This window comes from uncultured Desulfovibrio sp. (assembly GCF_944324525.1).
Taxonomy (GTDB): Bacteria; Desulfobacterota; Desulfovibrionia; order Desulfovibrionales; family Desulfovibrionaceae; genus Desulfovibrio.
This window is the reverse complement of sequence record NZ_CALUWS010000005.1, coordinates 42529-57913: the sequence shown is the minus strand read 5'-3', so window position 1 is coordinate 57913 and position 15385 is coordinate 42529. Positions and strand designations below refer to the sequence as shown.

15 protein-coding genes and 1 pseudogene are annotated in these 15385 nt (G+C 65.2%); 12 read left to right on the top strand and 4 right to left on the bottom strand.

Annotated features, from left to right (window positions below; translation table 11 throughout):
• The 11 genes and pseudogenes from Q0K12_RS02595 (at position 1) to Q0K12_RS02545 (ending at position 10597) form a co-directional block, all read left to right on the top strand.
• Entirely contained in the window at positions 1 to 1665 is a 1665-nt protein-coding gene (locus Q0K12_RS02595; protein ID WP_297260119.1) for a ribonuclease J, read from the top strand.
• A 27-nt stretch (positions 1666 to 1692) separates the two neighbouring features.
• Positions 1693 to 1971, top strand: coding sequence for a hypothetical protein (locus Q0K12_RS02590; protein ID WP_297260118.1), 279 nt, complete (start codon positions 1693 to 1695; stop codon positions 1969 to 1971).
• A gap of 86 nt (positions 1972 to 2057) precedes the next feature.
• Positions 2058 to 3209 carry an FtsH protease activity modulator HflK gene (hflK, locus tag Q0K12_RS02585; RefSeq protein WP_297260117.1) on the top strand — a complete coding sequence of 384 codons (1152 nt, stop codon included), beginning with the start codon at positions 2058 to 2060 and terminating at the stop codon, positions 3207 to 3209.
• Positions 3209 to 4057, top strand: a complete 849-nt coding sequence (locus Q0K12_RS02580; protein WP_297260116.1) for a protease modulator HflC — start codon at positions 3209 to 3211, stop codon at positions 4055 to 4057. Before hflK ends, Q0K12_RS02580 begins: the two co-directional genes overlap by 1 nt.
• A gap of 31 nt (positions 4058 to 4088) precedes the next feature.
• Positions 4089 to 4781, top strand: coding sequence for a helix-turn-helix domain-containing protein (locus Q0K12_RS02575; protein ID WP_297260114.1), 693 nt, complete (start codon positions 4089 to 4091; stop codon positions 4779 to 4781).
• Positions 4781 to 5911, top strand: a complete 1131-nt coding sequence (locus tag Q0K12_RS02570) for a lytic murein transglycosylase (protein ID WP_297260113.1) — start codon at positions 4781 to 4783, stop codon at positions 5909 to 5911. The genes Q0K12_RS02575 and Q0K12_RS02570 overlap by 1 nt, the downstream gene beginning before the upstream one ends.
• A 47-nt stretch (positions 5912 to 5958) precedes the next feature.
• A pseudogene (locus Q0K12_RS02565) lies at positions 5959 to 6372 on the top strand (flagellin); the annotation flags it as partial.
• 210 nt (positions 6373 to 6582) lie between these two features.
• Positions 6583 to 7377, top strand: coding sequence for a flagellin (locus Q0K12_RS12420; RefSeq protein ID WP_363315612.1), 795 nt, complete (start codon positions 6583 to 6585; stop codon positions 7375 to 7377).
• Between the two features lie 383 nt (positions 7378 to 7760).
• Positions 7761 to 8426, top strand: coding sequence for an HD domain-containing protein (locus Q0K12_RS02555; protein WP_297260111.1), 666 nt, complete (start codon positions 7761 to 7763; stop codon positions 8424 to 8426).
• Entirely contained in the window at positions 8389 to 9315 is a 927-nt protein-coding gene (locus Q0K12_RS02550; protein ID WP_297260109.1) for a D-alanine--D-alanine ligase, read from the top strand. The genes Q0K12_RS02555 and Q0K12_RS02550 overlap by 38 nt, the downstream gene beginning before the upstream one ends.
• A gap of 370 nt (positions 9316 to 9685) precedes the next feature.
• The gene (locus Q0K12_RS02545; protein WP_297260108.1) at positions 9686 to 10597 is read left to right on the top strand and encodes a DMT family transporter; all 912 of its coding nucleotides are present in this window, start codon (positions 9686 to 9688) and stop codon (positions 10595 to 10597) included.
• 390 nt (positions 10598 to 10987) lie between these two features.
• Here Q0K12_RS02545 and Q0K12_RS02540 read toward each other — a convergent pair whose 3' ends face one another.
• From Q0K12_RS02540 to Q0K12_RS02525, 4 genes are all read right to left on the bottom strand, one after another.
• Positions 10988 to 11290 carry an HMA2 domain-containing protein gene (locus Q0K12_RS02540; RefSeq protein WP_297260106.1) on the bottom strand — a complete coding sequence of 101 codons (303 nt, stop codon included), beginning with the start codon at positions 11288 to 11290 and terminating at the stop codon, positions 10988 to 10990.
• A 406-nt stretch (positions 11291 to 11696) separates the two neighbouring features.
• Positions 11697 to 13916, bottom strand: coding sequence for a heavy metal translocating P-type ATPase (locus tag Q0K12_RS02535; RefSeq protein WP_297260105.1), 2220 nt, complete (start codon positions 13914 to 13916; stop codon positions 11697 to 11699).
• Positions 13917 to 14258: 342 nt separating this feature from the next.
• Entirely contained in the window at positions 14259 to 14510 is a 252-nt protein-coding gene (locus tag Q0K12_RS02530) for a hypothetical protein (RefSeq protein ID WP_297260103.1), read from the bottom strand.
• A 93-nt stretch (positions 14511 to 14603) separates the two neighbouring features.
• Complete coding sequence (locus Q0K12_RS02525; RefSeq protein ID WP_297227566.1) at positions 14604 to 14843, bottom strand: FeoA family protein; 240 nt, start codon at positions 14841 to 14843, stop codon at positions 14604 to 14606.
• Positions 14844 to 15062: 219 nt separating this feature from the next.
• Between Q0K12_RS02525 and Q0K12_RS02520 the strand changes: the two genes are divergently transcribed.
• Entirely contained in the window at positions 15063 to 15287 is a 225-nt protein-coding gene (locus Q0K12_RS02520) for a hypothetical protein (protein WP_297260101.1), read from the top strand.
• Positions 15288 to 15385: the final 98 nt, after the last annotated feature.

Genomic DNA, 15385 nt, shown 5'->3' with positions numbered 1-15385 from the left:
ATGCAGACCAGCGATGCCTTTGTGACCATCACGCCTCTGGGGGGGCTGGGCGAAATCGGCCTCAACTGCCAGCTCTGGGAAAGCCCGGCCGGCGTCGTCATGGTCGATTGCGGGCTCATGTTCCCGGACGACTTCCATCTGGGCGTGGACGTCATCATCCCCCACTTCGGCGCGGTGCAGGCCGTGCGGGACAAGCTGCTCGGCATCGTGCTCACTCACGGCCATGAGGATCATATCGGGGCCCTGCCCTGGCTGGTGCCCCTGCTGCGCGGCATCCGCATCTATGGCTCGGCCTTCACCCTCGCGCTGGTGGAGCACAAGCTGCGCGAGCATGAGCTGCTCGACTGGGTGGAGCTCTGCCCCGTCACCCGGAACAGCGTGGTGGAACTCGGGGACTTTCGCTTCCACTTCCTGCCGGTCTGCCACTCCATCCCCGAAGGCTTCGGCCTGGGCGTCGAGACGCCGGTGGGCCGCATCGTGCACAGCGGCGATTTCAAGATAGATCCCGACCCTCTGCACGGCACGGGCACGGATCTCAACGTCTTCCGCGCCTTCGCCGGGCCGGACGGGGCAAGGCTGCTGCTCTCCGACTCCACCAACGTGGAACGTCCGGGCCGCTCCATCAACGAACGGCAGGTCAAGGAATCGCTGGGCAAGGTCTTTGCCTCCGCCGAGGGGCGCATCGTCATCACGCTTTTTTCCAGCCACATCCAGCGCATCCAGGAAGTGTTCGACCTTGCGCGCGAATACGGCCGCACCGTGGTCATCAGCGGCAAATCCCTGGCCAACAACATCGAGATGGCCCGGGATCTCGGCTTCGCCAAACTGCCGCCCAGCTTCTTCAACGCCCATAACGGCGTGCCGGACCTGCCCGACGAAAAGCTGGTCCTCATCGTCACCGGCGCGCAGGGCGAGCCGCTGTCCGCCCTTTCCCGCATGGTGCTGGGCGGCCACCGGCAGCTGCGCGTGCGCAAGGGCGACACCGTGGTCATGAGTTCGCGCATGATCCCCGGCAACGCCAAGGCCGTTTCCCGCCTCATCAATGAGATGTACCGGCTGGGAGCGGAAGTGCTCTACGAGAGCATGCACACCATCCACGCCTCAGGCCACGGCTATGTGGAAGAGCTGCGGGACATGCTGGAGGCCGTGCGGCCGGAGATCTTCGTTCCCATCCACGGCGAATACCGCCATCTGGTCAAACACGCGCGGCTCGCGCGCGCCTGCGGCGTGGCCGAGGAGAAGACCGTGCTGCTGGAAGACGGCCGCGCCCTTACCCTGCTGCCCGACGGCTTCCGGCAGGAGGCCCCCATCCCCATGGAGTGCACGCTCGTGGACGGGAAGGGCGTCGGGGACGTGGGAACGGCCGTCCTGCGGGAGCGGCGCATCCTCGGCGACGAGGGGCTGGTCATCGTCCTGCTGGTGCTGGACGCGGAGACCGGCATGGTGCTGCACGGGCCGGAGATGTTCTCCAAGGGCTTCGTGTTCGAGCAGCAGTACAGCCATCTGCTGGAAGACGCCAAGTGCCTTGTGCTGGATGAGATCGAGGCCATCCGCCCCGGCCAGCTCACACGGCTCCAGGACGGCATCCGCGCCTCGCTGCGCCGCTTTTTCCGGCGGGTGCTGGAGCGCGACCCCGTGGTGGTCGCCATCGTCAGCGAGATCTGAGGGAGCCCGGGCGACATGATCCCCGCCATGAAATTGCCCCGCCCCGCGCTGCTTGCCCTGCTTGTCCTGCTCGGGCTGGGGGGCTGCCTGACGGCCCACCTGTGGCGGACGCGGCAGGCCGTACGCATCGTTTCCCCGCTGCCGCTCGCCGCGCCGGGCTTCACGCTGGAAGACCCCGAAGGGGCGGACATGCGCGTCGTCCCGCTGGCCGGGGCCCGGCTGCGCAGCACGGCTGCGCCCGATCCCGGCGGGGAGCGTCCGCGGCGTCCGGCGCACAGTGCGCGGGAGGCCCGCCAGACCCCTTGACCTTCGGCATATCGTGCCTATGTGTAAACAAATTGTGTTCCCGCGTAACGGTTACCCTCACCTCCAACCAGCGAGACTGCATACAGATGAATTGGGACTGGGACAAACTGCAGGAAAAGCGCGAGCGCCAGCAACGGCAGCGCCCCGTCTTCCCTGAACCGCGTCAGGATGAACGCGACGACTACGATGACGACCGTGATGAGCGCCCCCACCGGCGCTCCCCCTTTGGCGGCGAGCCGCGCGGCGGCCTGCCCAAGCTGCCCAGGTGGCAGTTGCCCAACGGCCTGATCGTCGGCGGCGGCGTGCTCGCCGTGCTGGTCATCTGGCTCCTGTCGGGCATTTATATCGTCAATCCCGGCGAGGAGGGGGTGGTGCTGCGCTTCGGCAAGTACGACCGCACCGTCGGCCCCGGCCCGCACTACGCCCTGCCCGCGCCCATCGAGACCGTCTACAAGCCCCAGGTGACGCGCGTGCTGCGCAGCGAGGTGGGCTACCGCTCGCCCGGCGAAAGCCGCACCTACCAGAAAGGACAGGTGAAGCCTATCCCCGCCGAGGCGTCCATGCTGACCGGCGATGAGAACATCGTCAACGTGCAGTTCAGCGTGCAGTACCGCATCGCCGACCCGGTAGCCTATCTTTTCGATATCTACGAGCCGGACGCGCTGGTGCGCAGCGCGGCCGAGGCGGCCATGCGCGAAGTCATCGGCAACAGCCTCATCGATGCGGCCCTCACCGACGGCAAGCTGCAGATCCAGGCTGACGCCACCCGCCTGCTCCAGAACATCCTTGACCGCTATCACGCCGGGCTGCAGGTCATCGCCGTGCAGCTGCAGGACGTGCATCCGCCGGACGAAGTGCGCAACGCCTTCAAGGATGTGGCCAGCGCCCGCGAAGACAAGATACGCATCATCAACGAAGCCGAGGCCTACCGCAACGAACTGTTGCCCCGGGCACGCGGCGAGGCGGCGGCCATCCGCAACAAGGCCGAGGCCTACCGGGCTACGCGCGTCCAGAATGCCGAGGGCGAGGCGGCCCGCTTCGCCGCGCTCAGCGCCGAGCATGAACGCTCGCCCAGGGTCATGGAACACCGCCTCTATTACGAAACGCTGGAGGAGCTGCTCAAGAACGCCCGCGAAAAGGTGTTGCTGGACGGCAAGTCCCCGGAACGCATCCTCCCCTACCTGCCGCTGTCCGGCCTGACGGCCGCTCCCGCGGCGGGCACGACGGAGAAACGCTGATGAAGAACAATCCCCTGATCTGGCTCGTGGCGCTGGCGCTCGTGGCCATCTTCGGCTCCCAGAGCTGCTTCACGGTGCAGCAGTCCCAGAAGGCGCTGGTGCTCCAGCTCGGCGAACCCCTGCCGGAGGTCTACGGCCCGGGCCTGCACTTCAAGCTGCCCTTCATCCAGAAGGTCCTTCTTTTCGACGCCCGCGTGCTGGACTACACGGCATCTTCCCGCGAAGCCTATACCGTGGACAAGAAGACCATCGTGCTCGACAACTTCGCGCGCTGGCGCATCAGCGATCCCCTGCAATTCTACCGCACCATGCGCACCATCCAGGGCGCGCAGGCGCGTCTGGACGACGTGGTCTACTCGCAGCTGCGGGCGCTGGTCGGCCTTTATACCCTGACGCAGGTCGTCTCTTCCGACAGGGCCACCATCATGGAACGCGTCACGGCCAAGGCCTCGGAACTCATGCGCCCCTACGGGGTCGATGTGCTGGACGTGCGCATCAAGCGGGCCGACCTGCCCGAAGCCAACCAGCGCGCCATCTTCGACCGCATGCGTGCCGAACGTGAACGCCAGGCCAAACAGTACCGCTCGGAAGGTGAGGAGGAGTCCACCCGCATCCGCTCGGATGCGGACCGTCAGAAAGCGCTCATCCTTGCCGAAGCCGCCCGCGACGCCCAGATCGTCCGTGGCGAGGGGGACGCCCGCGCCGCCGCCATCTTTGCCGACGCCTACGGCAAGTCCCCGGAATTCTACAGTTACCAGCGATGGCTGGAAACCTTGCGCAAGGGCCTCGAGAAGAACAGCTCACTGATTCTTTCCAACTCCGCGCCCTTGCTCAACCTGCAACGATAGCACGCGCGGCGCGCGTGCCACGGAGATAGCCATGCCTGCCTTTGCAGATGTTTACGAACGCATCAAGCTGGCCACCAACTGCCGCACCCAGATGGAGCTTGCCGCCGTGCTGGATATCCGACAGTCCAGCATTTCCGATGCCAAGCGACGCAACACCGTGCCGGGCGACTGGTTCATGAAGCTTTTTGAACGATTCGGCCTCAACCCCGACTGGCTCAAGCAGGGATCCGGCCCCATGTACCTGCGGACGGACAAGGGCTACGTGCCCAGCGAGAAGCCGGAAGGGCTGGCCGAAGACCCGGCCCACTTCGGCGATCCGCAATCCCGCTGCGTCATCTGCCCCGTTTTCCTCATGTCCTGTCCCTACAGCGACGGCAAAGCCCGCCCCGCCTTCTCGCCGGCCGGCCGCCTGGCCATCCCCGGCTCCCTGCAGCGGGACGGCCTCATGGTCTTCCGCATGAGCGCCGGCAACATGGCGCCCCTGCTGCCGCCCAATGCCCACTTCGGCGTGGACAGCGACGATCAGGAGATAATTTCCGGCAAGCTCTATGCCGTCTTCGCCCCGCATGAAGGCGTGACGGTACGCAAGATCTTTCTGGACGGCGAACAGGAGGGCTACCTTCTGCGCTCCGAATCCGCCCAGTATCCCGAAACCCGGCTCACGCCCCAGCAGCTCAAGAAACGCCTGCTGGGCCGCGTGATCTGGATCATGCAGGAGTTGTGATGATGCGACTGTACAGGCGTGTGCTTCTGGTCCTCATGCTCGTGGGCAGTCTGGCCCTTGCCGCCTGCGGCGGCACGCAGGCTGCGGACGACGGTTCCGTGCCCATCGGGACGCCGGTGCTGGAAGCCCCGGAAAAGGCGACCAAAACGGATCGTCTGGAAGAAAAGAACCTTTCTTCCCAGCAGGTGGCCCCTTCGGGGGCCACCCCCGTTTCCGGTCTGCCGGGCGGCGCGCTGCCTGTCCCCTCAGGGGCCATGCCCGATCCCCTGCCGTCCGCGACCCCTGTCCACGGAAGGCCCGCCGCCATCTGGGAGCCGCTTTTGCAGCGCCTGGCCGCCGACGGCATCTCCGGCCCGCAGGTGACGGCCCTCTTTGCCGCGCTGCCCGCCGAGGCCACCCAGTCGCCCATGGGCCGCAAGATGAAGGAGCTCTACCGCCGCCGCTTCCTGCCGGCCCCCCCTCCCAGCGGCAAACCCCGCCAGCAGTACTACAAGGGCGTCGTGACGGAAGCCAACGCCCGCACCTGCGCCGATTTCATCAAGGAAAACGCGGCGGCCTTCGACGAGGCGCAGCGCCGCTACGGCGTGCCGCGCCATGTGGCCGTGGCCCTGCTTTTTGTGGAGACGCGCCTTGGCCGGGTGCTGGGAGACGTCAAGGAAAACGCCTTCTACACGCTCGCCAGCATGGCCGTCAGCCGCGACCCTGACGACATCCGCCAATGGCTGCCGCAACTTCCCGGTTACGAAAAGCATCTGGGCTGGCTCAAGGAGACCATGCCCCAGCGGGCGGACTGGGCCTATAAGGAAACCCGCGCTCTTGTGGAGCACATGCTGCGCGACCAGGTCCCCGCCGAGCACCTGCCCGGCTCCATCTACGGCGCGGTGGGCCTGTGCCAGTTCATGCCCTCCAACATCACCACCTACGGCGCGGACGGCGACGGCGACGGACGGGTCGATCTGTTCACCATCCCCGACGCTGTTGCAAGTCTTTCCTGTTACCTGTACAAGCATGGCTGGAGAGCGGGGATAGACCGCAAACGTCAGCACGCCCTGCTCATGCGGTACAACAAGTCCACCGTCTACGCCAACACCATCCTGGCTCTGGGAGATCTGGTAGCCAAACAGCTCTAGCAAGCCGTCCTCTCCCCCCACGGCTTGACGGACTGGGAGAGCGCGATATGCCTGTTTCACTGTTGCACAACCTTGCGGCCAGCCATGTGGCCAATACGCTCACAACCCATTTCCAGGCGCTGTCGGATTCGACGCGCCGTCTTTCGTCCGGCCTGCGCATCGAGGAGTCCGCTGACGATCCCGCCGGCCTGGCCGTGCGTGAGCTCATGCGCGCCGACATCAGCGCCCTGAATCAGGGCGTGCGCAACGCCAATGACGCCATCTCCATGATCCAGACCATGGACGGGGCGCTGGGCGTCATCGAAGAAAAGCTCATCCGCATGAAGGAGCTGGCCGAACAGGCCGCCACCGGCACCTACGATTCCGTACAACGTCTCATGATCGACAGCGAGTTCCAGGCCATGGGGTCGGAGATCACCCGCATCGCCCTGGCCACGGACTTCAACGGCATCAAGCTGCTGGCCGGAGCCGGCGGCATAGGCGGTTTTGCACAGCAGACCGTGGGGGAATGGAACTTCAACGACCTTTCCGACAGCAGCGGCAACGGCAACAACCTCGCCCAGAACGGCACCATCTTTGCCGGCGGCGGCAATCTGACCACGGTGGACTCCCTGCTGGGCAACGCCTCGGTCAACCTGAACCTCAACGGCGGGGCCGGGTTCAGCATCTCCATGAGCTTCAATCCCGCGCTGACCGCGGGCGCGGGAGCCCATGCGGAGCTCTTCCGTTTCGGCAACCTTTCGGCGCGGGTCACCACCACGGGCGAATTGGAGGTCAGCCTCGGCGGCCAGAGCGTCCAGGGGCCTGTGGGCGGCGTGGCCGACGGCGGCAACAACTCCCTTGAGGTGCGCATAGAGGCGGACAATGCCCTGCACGTCATCCTCAACGGCAACGATGTGGGCAATATCGCCAATGCCAACGTGGGCGGCAACAATGCTCTCGTCATCGGGAGCTGGTCCAATATGGGCGTAGGGGTCGTTTTCGGCCCGGTCAGCGTCAAGGACAACCCGGCGGGCGCGCAGGCCGGCGGCCAGACCGCCATCCCCGGCGACCCCGCGCCGGGCAAGGTGCTCATCCACTTTGGCACGGGCAACGATTCCGCCGAGGACTATTATGTCATCGACAAGTCCAACGCCACCCTGACGGGGCTGGGGCTGGCCAATACCGACATCACCACCCAGAACAATGCCCAGACGAGCCTGAACCGCATCAACGGGGCGCTGGAACGCCATGCCGAGATACGCACCTACCTGGGGGGACTGCAAAACCGGCTGGAAAACACGGTCACCAACCTGACCGTGCAGAGCGAGAATACCGCCGCCGCCGAGTCTCGCATCTCCGATGTGGATGTGGCGCAGGAAATGCAGACCTTCGTGCGCAATCAGGTGCTGACCCAGGCGGCGGTCTCCATGCTGGCGCAGGCCAATTCCCTGCCGGGCATGGTCATCAGCCGCCTTATCGGCTGATCCGCCGTACAGGCAGATCTGACGGGCTGAGGAAAGAAGGGGCGAAAAAAATTTTTGCGATTCCCTCAAGTTCTCCTTTAAGTGACCGATAAGGCAGTTTACCGCATCTTGACGGTTCACCTGTCAGCGGGAGAAGCCTAGCTCCCGCCGGAATGACACGGACCGCGGATGTTCCGGTCACTTCCCGTCGAGGCCGTCCCGTATCACACGGGGCGGCCTTGGTCTTTGAGAGCGGATTCGCATGGAAATTGCGTCCAGTCTCAATGCTGACGCTGCCCTCACCCTACGGGAAAAGCGTGGTTTTCCCGCTTGGTTTGGGGCGGCCGGCTGCGGCCCTGCGCCCTTCCTTGCCAAGGCGGCAAGGCAGTGGCATACTCCGCTCCATGTCAGTGCTCATGCCTCCCAGCGACAAGGGCCCCCTTTTTGCCCACCCGTACTCGCAGCTGCCGGAACCGGTGCTGGCGCCCGCACGGCCGCAGCCGCCCGCGCCTGACGAGACCTGCTGTACGGCCCTCTGGGAAAAATACGCCATGCCGCCCCACATCCGCCGTCACTGCAAGGTGGTGGCGCACATCGCCTGCACGCTGGCCGGCAGGGCGCTCGCTCACGGCTTCGAGGTGGATGTGGCACAGGTGCGGGCCGCCGGCCTGCTGCATGATCTGGCCAAGGCCTACAGCATCCATTACGGCGCGGGCCATGCCCACCTTGGCGCAAGCTGGGTGGTGGCGGAAACGCGCCATCATGCCGTGGCGCAGGGCGTCATGCTGCATGTCCACTGGCCGTGGCGCATCCCCGTGGACGACGGGGCACGCCTGTGCACGCTGCCCTTTTTCATCCTGTATGCCGACAAGCGCACCCGGCACGACCAGTGCGTCACGCTGGACGAGCGCTTTGCCGATCTGCAGGAACGCTACGGACATACCGAGGCCGCCCGGGCGGGCATACAGGCCTCCCATCAGCAGGGACTTATCATCGAACGCGCCTTCGAGGCGCATTTGGGGTGCTCACTACATGAAGATACTTTTGATTGCGGGCGGCTGGTCCTCTGAACGGGAGATCTCCCTCATCGGCGCGCGCGGCATGCAGACGGCGCTGGAAGCGCGGGGCCACAGCGTCACCTTCTTTGACCTGCTGAGCGGCTTCGACCACCTGCTGGAGAGCGCCCAGGCGCATGACTTTGCCCTCATCAACCTGCACGGCGCGCCGGGCGAGGACGGCCTTGTCCAGGCCATGCTGGAGCGTGTGGGCTGCCCCTATCAGGGATCCGGCCCGGCAGGCTCCTTTCTGGCGCTCAACAAGGCTGCCGCCAAACAGATCTTCCGGCAGGCGGGACTGCCCACGGCCGACTGGGCCCTGTTGCCGCAGCGCCCCGCGCCCGACTGGGAACCGCCCTTCGGCTGGCCGGTCTTCGCCAAGAGCAATACCGGCGGCTCCTCCCTGCATCTGGGCCGGGCCGCCAGCCGGGAAGAGCTTGCGCCCATCCTTGACGAGATCTTCAATGCCGGGGAATGCGCCATCATCGAGCCGCAGCTCACCGGCCGGGAAGTGACCTGCGGCGTGCTGGGCGAAGAGGCGCTTGCCCCCATCCTCATCGAGCCCGTGGCCGGGGAATTCTTTGACTTCACCAGCAAGTACGCCAAGGGCGGCGCTCGTGAGATCTGCCCCGCGCCCCTGTCTGAGGACGTGACCGCGGAAGTGCGGCGCATCGCCCTGGCCGCGCACAAGGCGCTGGGCCTTGCCGGGTACAGCCGGGCGGACTTCATCCTCGGCGCGGACGACAGCCTCCACCTGCTGGAAGTCAATACCCTGCCGGGCATGACGCCCACGAGCCTCGTGCCTCAAGAAGCGGCCGTGGCCGGGCTCGACTTCGGCCAGCTGCTGGAACGCCTCATCGAACTGGGGCTGGAACGCCACGCCGCAACGGCCCGCGTCCGCTAACCACCAACAGTATTCGCTGCTTGTTTGGGGGGAAGGGGAACCCCTCCGCCGGCGCGAGAGGGGTTCCCCTTCCCCCCAAGCCCCCCATCCCTTCCCCAGCGCGCTTTTACCGAGGGAAGAGTCGGGGATACGGGGCACTACCGCCCCAAAAGGCAAGCGAATTGTCTACAGTTCATTTACCTATCTATCAAATTATTTGTAAAATTTGTGTCAACACGCCTAGGCCCGCCCTTCGGGCTGCCTTTCGGTCGCTGGCGGAGCAGAATAAGGACAAGAGAGACGGCGCACACATGGCGAGTATGTTTCATTTGCCTGGAAGGCATCGCAAAGTCACGTTGTCAGTCCCTTGTCCAGCCAACGGAGAGCAGGCATGGATCCTCGTATAACGGCGCACATCGCCGCCGTGCTGACCATCCTTGTCTGGGGGGCCACCTTCGTGTCCACCAAGGTGCTGTTGCGCGGCTTCTCTCCGGTGGAGATACTTTTTCTGCGCTTTGCCCTCGGGGCCGTGGCGCTGGCGCTGGCCTGCCCGCACCGTCTGCGCAGCCGCAGCCTGCGGGAGGAAGGGCTCTTCGCGCTGGCGGGCCTCTGCGGCGTGACGCTCTATTTTCTCTGCGAGAATGTGGCGCTCACCCACACCCTGGCCGCCAATGCGGCCGTCATCGTGGCCACGGCCCCCTTTCTCACGGCCCTGCTGGCCCGCCTGCTGCTGGGGGAGAGCCTGCAGCCCCGCTTTTTTCTGGGTTTCGCCTGCGCGCTGGGCGGCATCATCTGCATCAGCATCAACAGCGGCGCGGTGCTGCGCCTCAATCCGCTGGGGGACCTGCTGGCCTTCCTGGCCGCGCTGACCTGGGCGTTTTACTCCATCTTCACGCGCAAGGTCAGTCAGTGCGGCTACAATATGGTACAGGCCACCCGCCGGATCTTCTGCTGGGGCCTGCTCTTCATGCTGCCCGTACTGCCGCTGACCGGCGTGCGCTGGGATCTTTCCCGCTTTGCCGACCCTGTGCTGCTGGGCAATCTGCTCTTTCTGGGACTGGGAGCCTCGGCCCTCTGCTTCGCTACCTGGAATTACTCCATCAAGATCCTGGGCGCGGTCAAGACCAGCGTCTATATCTATCTGGTCCCGGTGGTGGCCGTCATCACCGCCATGCTCATATTGCACGAACCGCTGACCTGGCTGGCCGCGCTGGGCATGGGCCTGGTGCTGCTGGGGCTGGGCATCTCCGAGAGCCGCCTTTCCCTCAAGCAGCCCCCCTCTTCTAGAGCGGATTCGCATTGAAATTGTGTCCAATTTCCATGCTGACGCTGCCCTCACCTACGGAAAAAACGTGGTTTTTCCGTGTGTTCGGTTGCGAGTAGTCGCTCTCGCGACTACCAGAGCAATTTCCGTTTGAAACGCTGCGCGTTCCAAACCATACGGCCTGTCGTTTCGCGGAAAAAGCGCGGTTTTTCCGCCTGGTTTCGGCCGAGCGGCACCGTGCCGCCGCCCGCGCGGCCAGAGTCCCGCAAAGAAAGGGCCTCCCTTGCCCACATCCCCCAAAAGGAACCTGCCCCATAGCGCACGGCCACAGGGCAGGTCCGGGGAGGAGGGATATTCGTTTAGGCGCTGCCCGACAAGCCCATCCGCCTCCTGCGAGAAAAGGCCGGACGCCGACATGCGCATCCGCGTTTACTGCGGCCCTCCGGCCTGCGGCAGGGGACCGATACGGCCGGCACGCGCCTCATCCAGCCACACGGCCCAGGCAACGCCCATTTCCATGAGCCGCTCCCGGCTCAGACGGCTGCTGTCGTACAGCAACAGGGCCGATCCGCTCAGCGGGTTGACCTCCACCTGCCGCACGCCGGGGATGGCGGCTATCCCCTGCTGGGCCAGCGCGGCCACCTGCCGGTCCTGCAGCGCGGGATGCCGCAGCCGTACCCGGCCATCCATGAAGCTCCGTACATATTTGACAAAACGCAGGGTATCCAGCATAGGGTTCCGCTCCGTACTTTCCGTACCTGTCGTTCTTAAAGCACTTTCCGTTTGAAACGCTTCGCGTTTCCAACCATACGGCCTGGCGTTTTGCGAAAAAAGCGCTGCTTTTTCACCTGGTTGCGGTCTGGCGACGCTGTGCCGCCGCCTCGCGCTTTCTCTTTTTCAAAGGTGAAACGCCCCAGGGCCCGTCAACACTAATTTTACAAACAATTTCAACATATAAGCCACCCCCCGTACACACTCCGCTTACCACAGAGGCGGGGTTGCCTCGTGTCCCTGACCCTCCCCCCGGTAAAAGCGCGCAGGGGAAGGGATGGGGGGCTTGGGGGGAAGGGGAACACCGCCCGCGCCGGCGGCGGGGTTCCCCTTCCCCCCAAACAGACAGCAAATAGTGTCAACAGCCCTAGGCGGCCTGCCCGCCGTCGTCCGCCAGCAGTTCCAGAGTACGCCCGTCCTCGTCGAGCGGCCATTCCGGCTCAGCGGGGGACGGCAGATGCGGCCGCATGGCGTTGAGGGTGATGCCCAGCGTCGTCAGATTATGCAGCAGGGCGGAGACGCCCGGCGTCAGCAGCATGAAGAGCCCGCCCAGCAGGAAGAGGCTGTTCAGCCCCATAGCCGCCGCAAAATTGCAGCGGATGCGGGAAAGCGCGCCGCAGCCCAGCCGCCGGGCCGTGAGCAGCCCCTCAAGGCTGGGGCGGGTCAGCAGCACATTGGCCACCTCGCGGGCAAGATCCGCCCCGTCGCACATGGCTACGCCCACATGGGAGGCGGAAAGGGCCGGCGCATCGTTGATGCCGTCCCCGACCATGAGCACCTTGCAGCCTTCGGCATTGAGTTCGCGGATGACGTCGGACTTTTCCGTGGGCAGCACTTGGGCCCGGAATTCCTCGATGCCCAGCCGGGCGGCCACGGCACGCGCCGTGCGCTCGTCATCGCCGGTGAGCATGAGGATGCGACGCACGCCGGCCTCCCGCAGACCGTGCAGGACCTCCGCGGCTTCGGGCCGCAAGGGATCCTCGATGGCGATGATGCCCGCCAGCCTGCCGTCGATGGCCAGATAGAGCAGCGAACGTCCAAGCCGCGTCTGGGCCTCCAGCACCTCGCGCATGGGTTCGACGCTCACCCCTTCGTCATGCTCGATGTAATGACGGCTGCCCACGCGCACCTTTTGCCCGTACAGGGTGGAAGCCACCCCGTGCGCCACCACATACTCCACATGGGCGTGCTCTTCCTCGTGCTGCAGGCCTTCTTCCTGCGCCTTGTGCACCACGGCCCGCGCCACGGGATGCGGGAAATGCTCCTCAAGGCAGGCGGCCAGCCGCAAGACCTCGTCCCGCTGCTGTCCCTCGGCGGCAAAGACCTCCGCCACGCGCGGCGTGGCATTGGTCAGCGTGCCCGTCTTGTCGAACACCACGGTATCCGCCTCGGACAAGGCCTCAAGATAGCGCCCTCCCTTGATGACCACGCCGTGCCGGGCCCCTTCGCGCATGGCCGCCAGCACGGCCAGCGGCGTGGCCAGCCGCAGGGCGCAGGAGTAGTCCACCAGCAGTACGGATGCCGCCTGCAGGGGATTGCGGGTGATGAGCCAGACCAGCGCCGCAAGGCCGAAGGTGAAGGGCACGGCCATATCGGCCATGCGCTCGTATTTTCCCTGGATGCCCGCCTTGAGGGCCTCGGATTCCTCGATGAAATGCACGACCTGCTGCAGGCGCGTACCGTCGCCCACATGCACGGCGCGAATGACCAGCCGTCCCTGTTCGACCACGGTTCCGGAATAGACGGAGGCTCCCACGCCACGCGGCACGCCCAGCGGCTCGCCGGTCATGGAGGCCTGATTGACCACGGCCTCGCCCTCTTCCACCACGCCGTCCACGGGGATGCAGCCGCCGTCCCGCACGACCACCCGGTCCCCCGGGGCCACCTGGGCAAGGGGAACGCAGATCTCCGTACCGTCGCGCTCCAGCCAGACCTGTTCCACATTGAGGGCCAGACTTTCGGTCAGGCTGTCCAGCGAGCGGCGGCGCGTCCAGTATTCCAGCGCCTCGCCCAACCCCAGCAGCAGGGTCAGCGTGGTCACGGTGCGGAAATCCCGCCGGATCAACGAGACGGTGATGGCCGCCGCGTCCAGCACATCCACATTGAGCTTGCCCTGCAGCAGCGCATCCAGTCCTTTTTTCAGGAAGGGCAGCGCCCCCATGACGGAGGAAAGTATGCGGGCGGCCATAGGCAGGAAGGGCCGCACGAAAAGGAAGCGCAACAGCGGCCCGAAGCCCCCCAGCGGCGGGGCGTCGCCCTCTTCCAGCAGGTGCAGTTCGCCCCCGGCCTGATGCACGGGGGACAGCGAGACGGCAGGCCCGGCAGCCTGATCGGAGCGCTCCGGCGCGTCTTCCGGGCCGGACAGCGCCAGCAGGCAGCGCAGGCAGGCCTCGCGGGCCGCCGCATCCGCATACAACAGCAGCAAACTGCCCACACGCGGATTGACGGCAGCCACCGTCACGCCGGAAAGCGCCGCCAGCTCTTCGCCCAGCGCCTCTCCAAAGGCGGCGTCAAAGGTTTGGGAGGCGCGCACGCGCATCCGTCCGCCGGATGGCAAAACCACTTCATGAACCAGATAAAAACGCATGCGCGCCACTCCCCTGAACCGTTTCGACGTTTTGCCCATTCCGCCCGACGTGCGCGATGGGGCTGTTCCCTAGAGCAATTTCCGTTTGAAACGCGTTGCGTTTCAAACCATACGACCTGGCGTTTCGCGGAAAAAGCGCTGTTTTTCCAACCACTTTGGGCCGGACGGCGCTGTGCCGCCGCCTCGCGTTCCACCCTTTTCAAAGGTGAAACGTTCCAAGAGCATCTTCTGTTTGCAAGACTCTAAAAAAGCCGCCGCGGTTTGCGGCGGCAGACTGCTCCCGCCCGGCCTCCCGGCCGGACGGGAATAGTCACGTTGACAGCTCGCGGCAGAGCCTTCGCCCTAGGCGTCCTGCTGCGGAGCGGCCTTGCGGTCCTCGGCTTTGGCGCGGGCTTCCGCCGCCAAATCTTGCATGTCTTCCTTGACCGCTTCCATCTTGCTCATAAGCGCGTCCTTCACGTCCATACCGCGGCTGATGAGATCCGTGGCCAGCGGCTTGAGGTTCAGCGAACCCCGCTTGGCCGCCGTCGCGCCCAGCGCGCCCACTACGAGACCGCCCAGAAAAACCAGACCATACTTGAATACAGAATTCACAGGCATTTTCTCCTTATCGCTACAACTTGAAAAAAGGGGGTCGCCCCCCTTCATCAACAACTTCGCCCCGCTCGCCCGGGGAGTGGCGGCACGTTAGCCTGCCACATCGATGGTGATATGATCGGCCTCGCTGTTGCGCAGCGTCACCGTCACGCCGGAAAGCCGCAAGGCCACCGGATCCTTGAGCGGCGCGCGCCCCACCACGGAAACCGTCGTGCCGGGGATAAGCCCCATGTCCCGGATGCGACGTCCCATTTCGCCGAGCGCCTCCACAGCGGCGATCTTGCCCTGCTGCCCTACTGCCATCTGACGCAAACTGATGATATTGCTCATGACCGCCTCCTGTAAAAACACGGTGTATCGCATGGGCAGCTTCCGGCACGCTGGCTGACGTGCCTGCGGCACGCCAGTAGGGGTCGGTTCTGGATCGTCGTGCCGGAAGCTGCCCGTGCGGGCTTGCAAAGGACAGTGACTTACTTTAGCGTGGTCGTCAAGAAAAAATGAAAGTTAAATTCATTTTTTCCTCAACCCATCTTTTCAATGGAGGCAACCATGTCCACCATCGCTCCCCTGGAAACGTCCGCTCCCGACTGTGCGACGCCCGCCCGACGGCCGGCCGTGAACACCCGCAAACTGACCATGCGCGTCATGCTGGGGACGCTGGGCCTCTCGCTGGCCCTGGGCTTTGCCGGCAAGAGCAAGGCCCATGTGCTGACCGGGATCGCCTTCAGCGTCCTGCTGGCCGATCACGTCTGGAAACGCCGCAAGGCGCTGTAACCGGGCCGCACGTCAGGATCGTCCCCTGAGCGCGCAGGCTGAACCAAAAGGGGGCTGCCCGAAGGCAGCCCCCGCTGCGTTGATGGCGTGACCCTTTC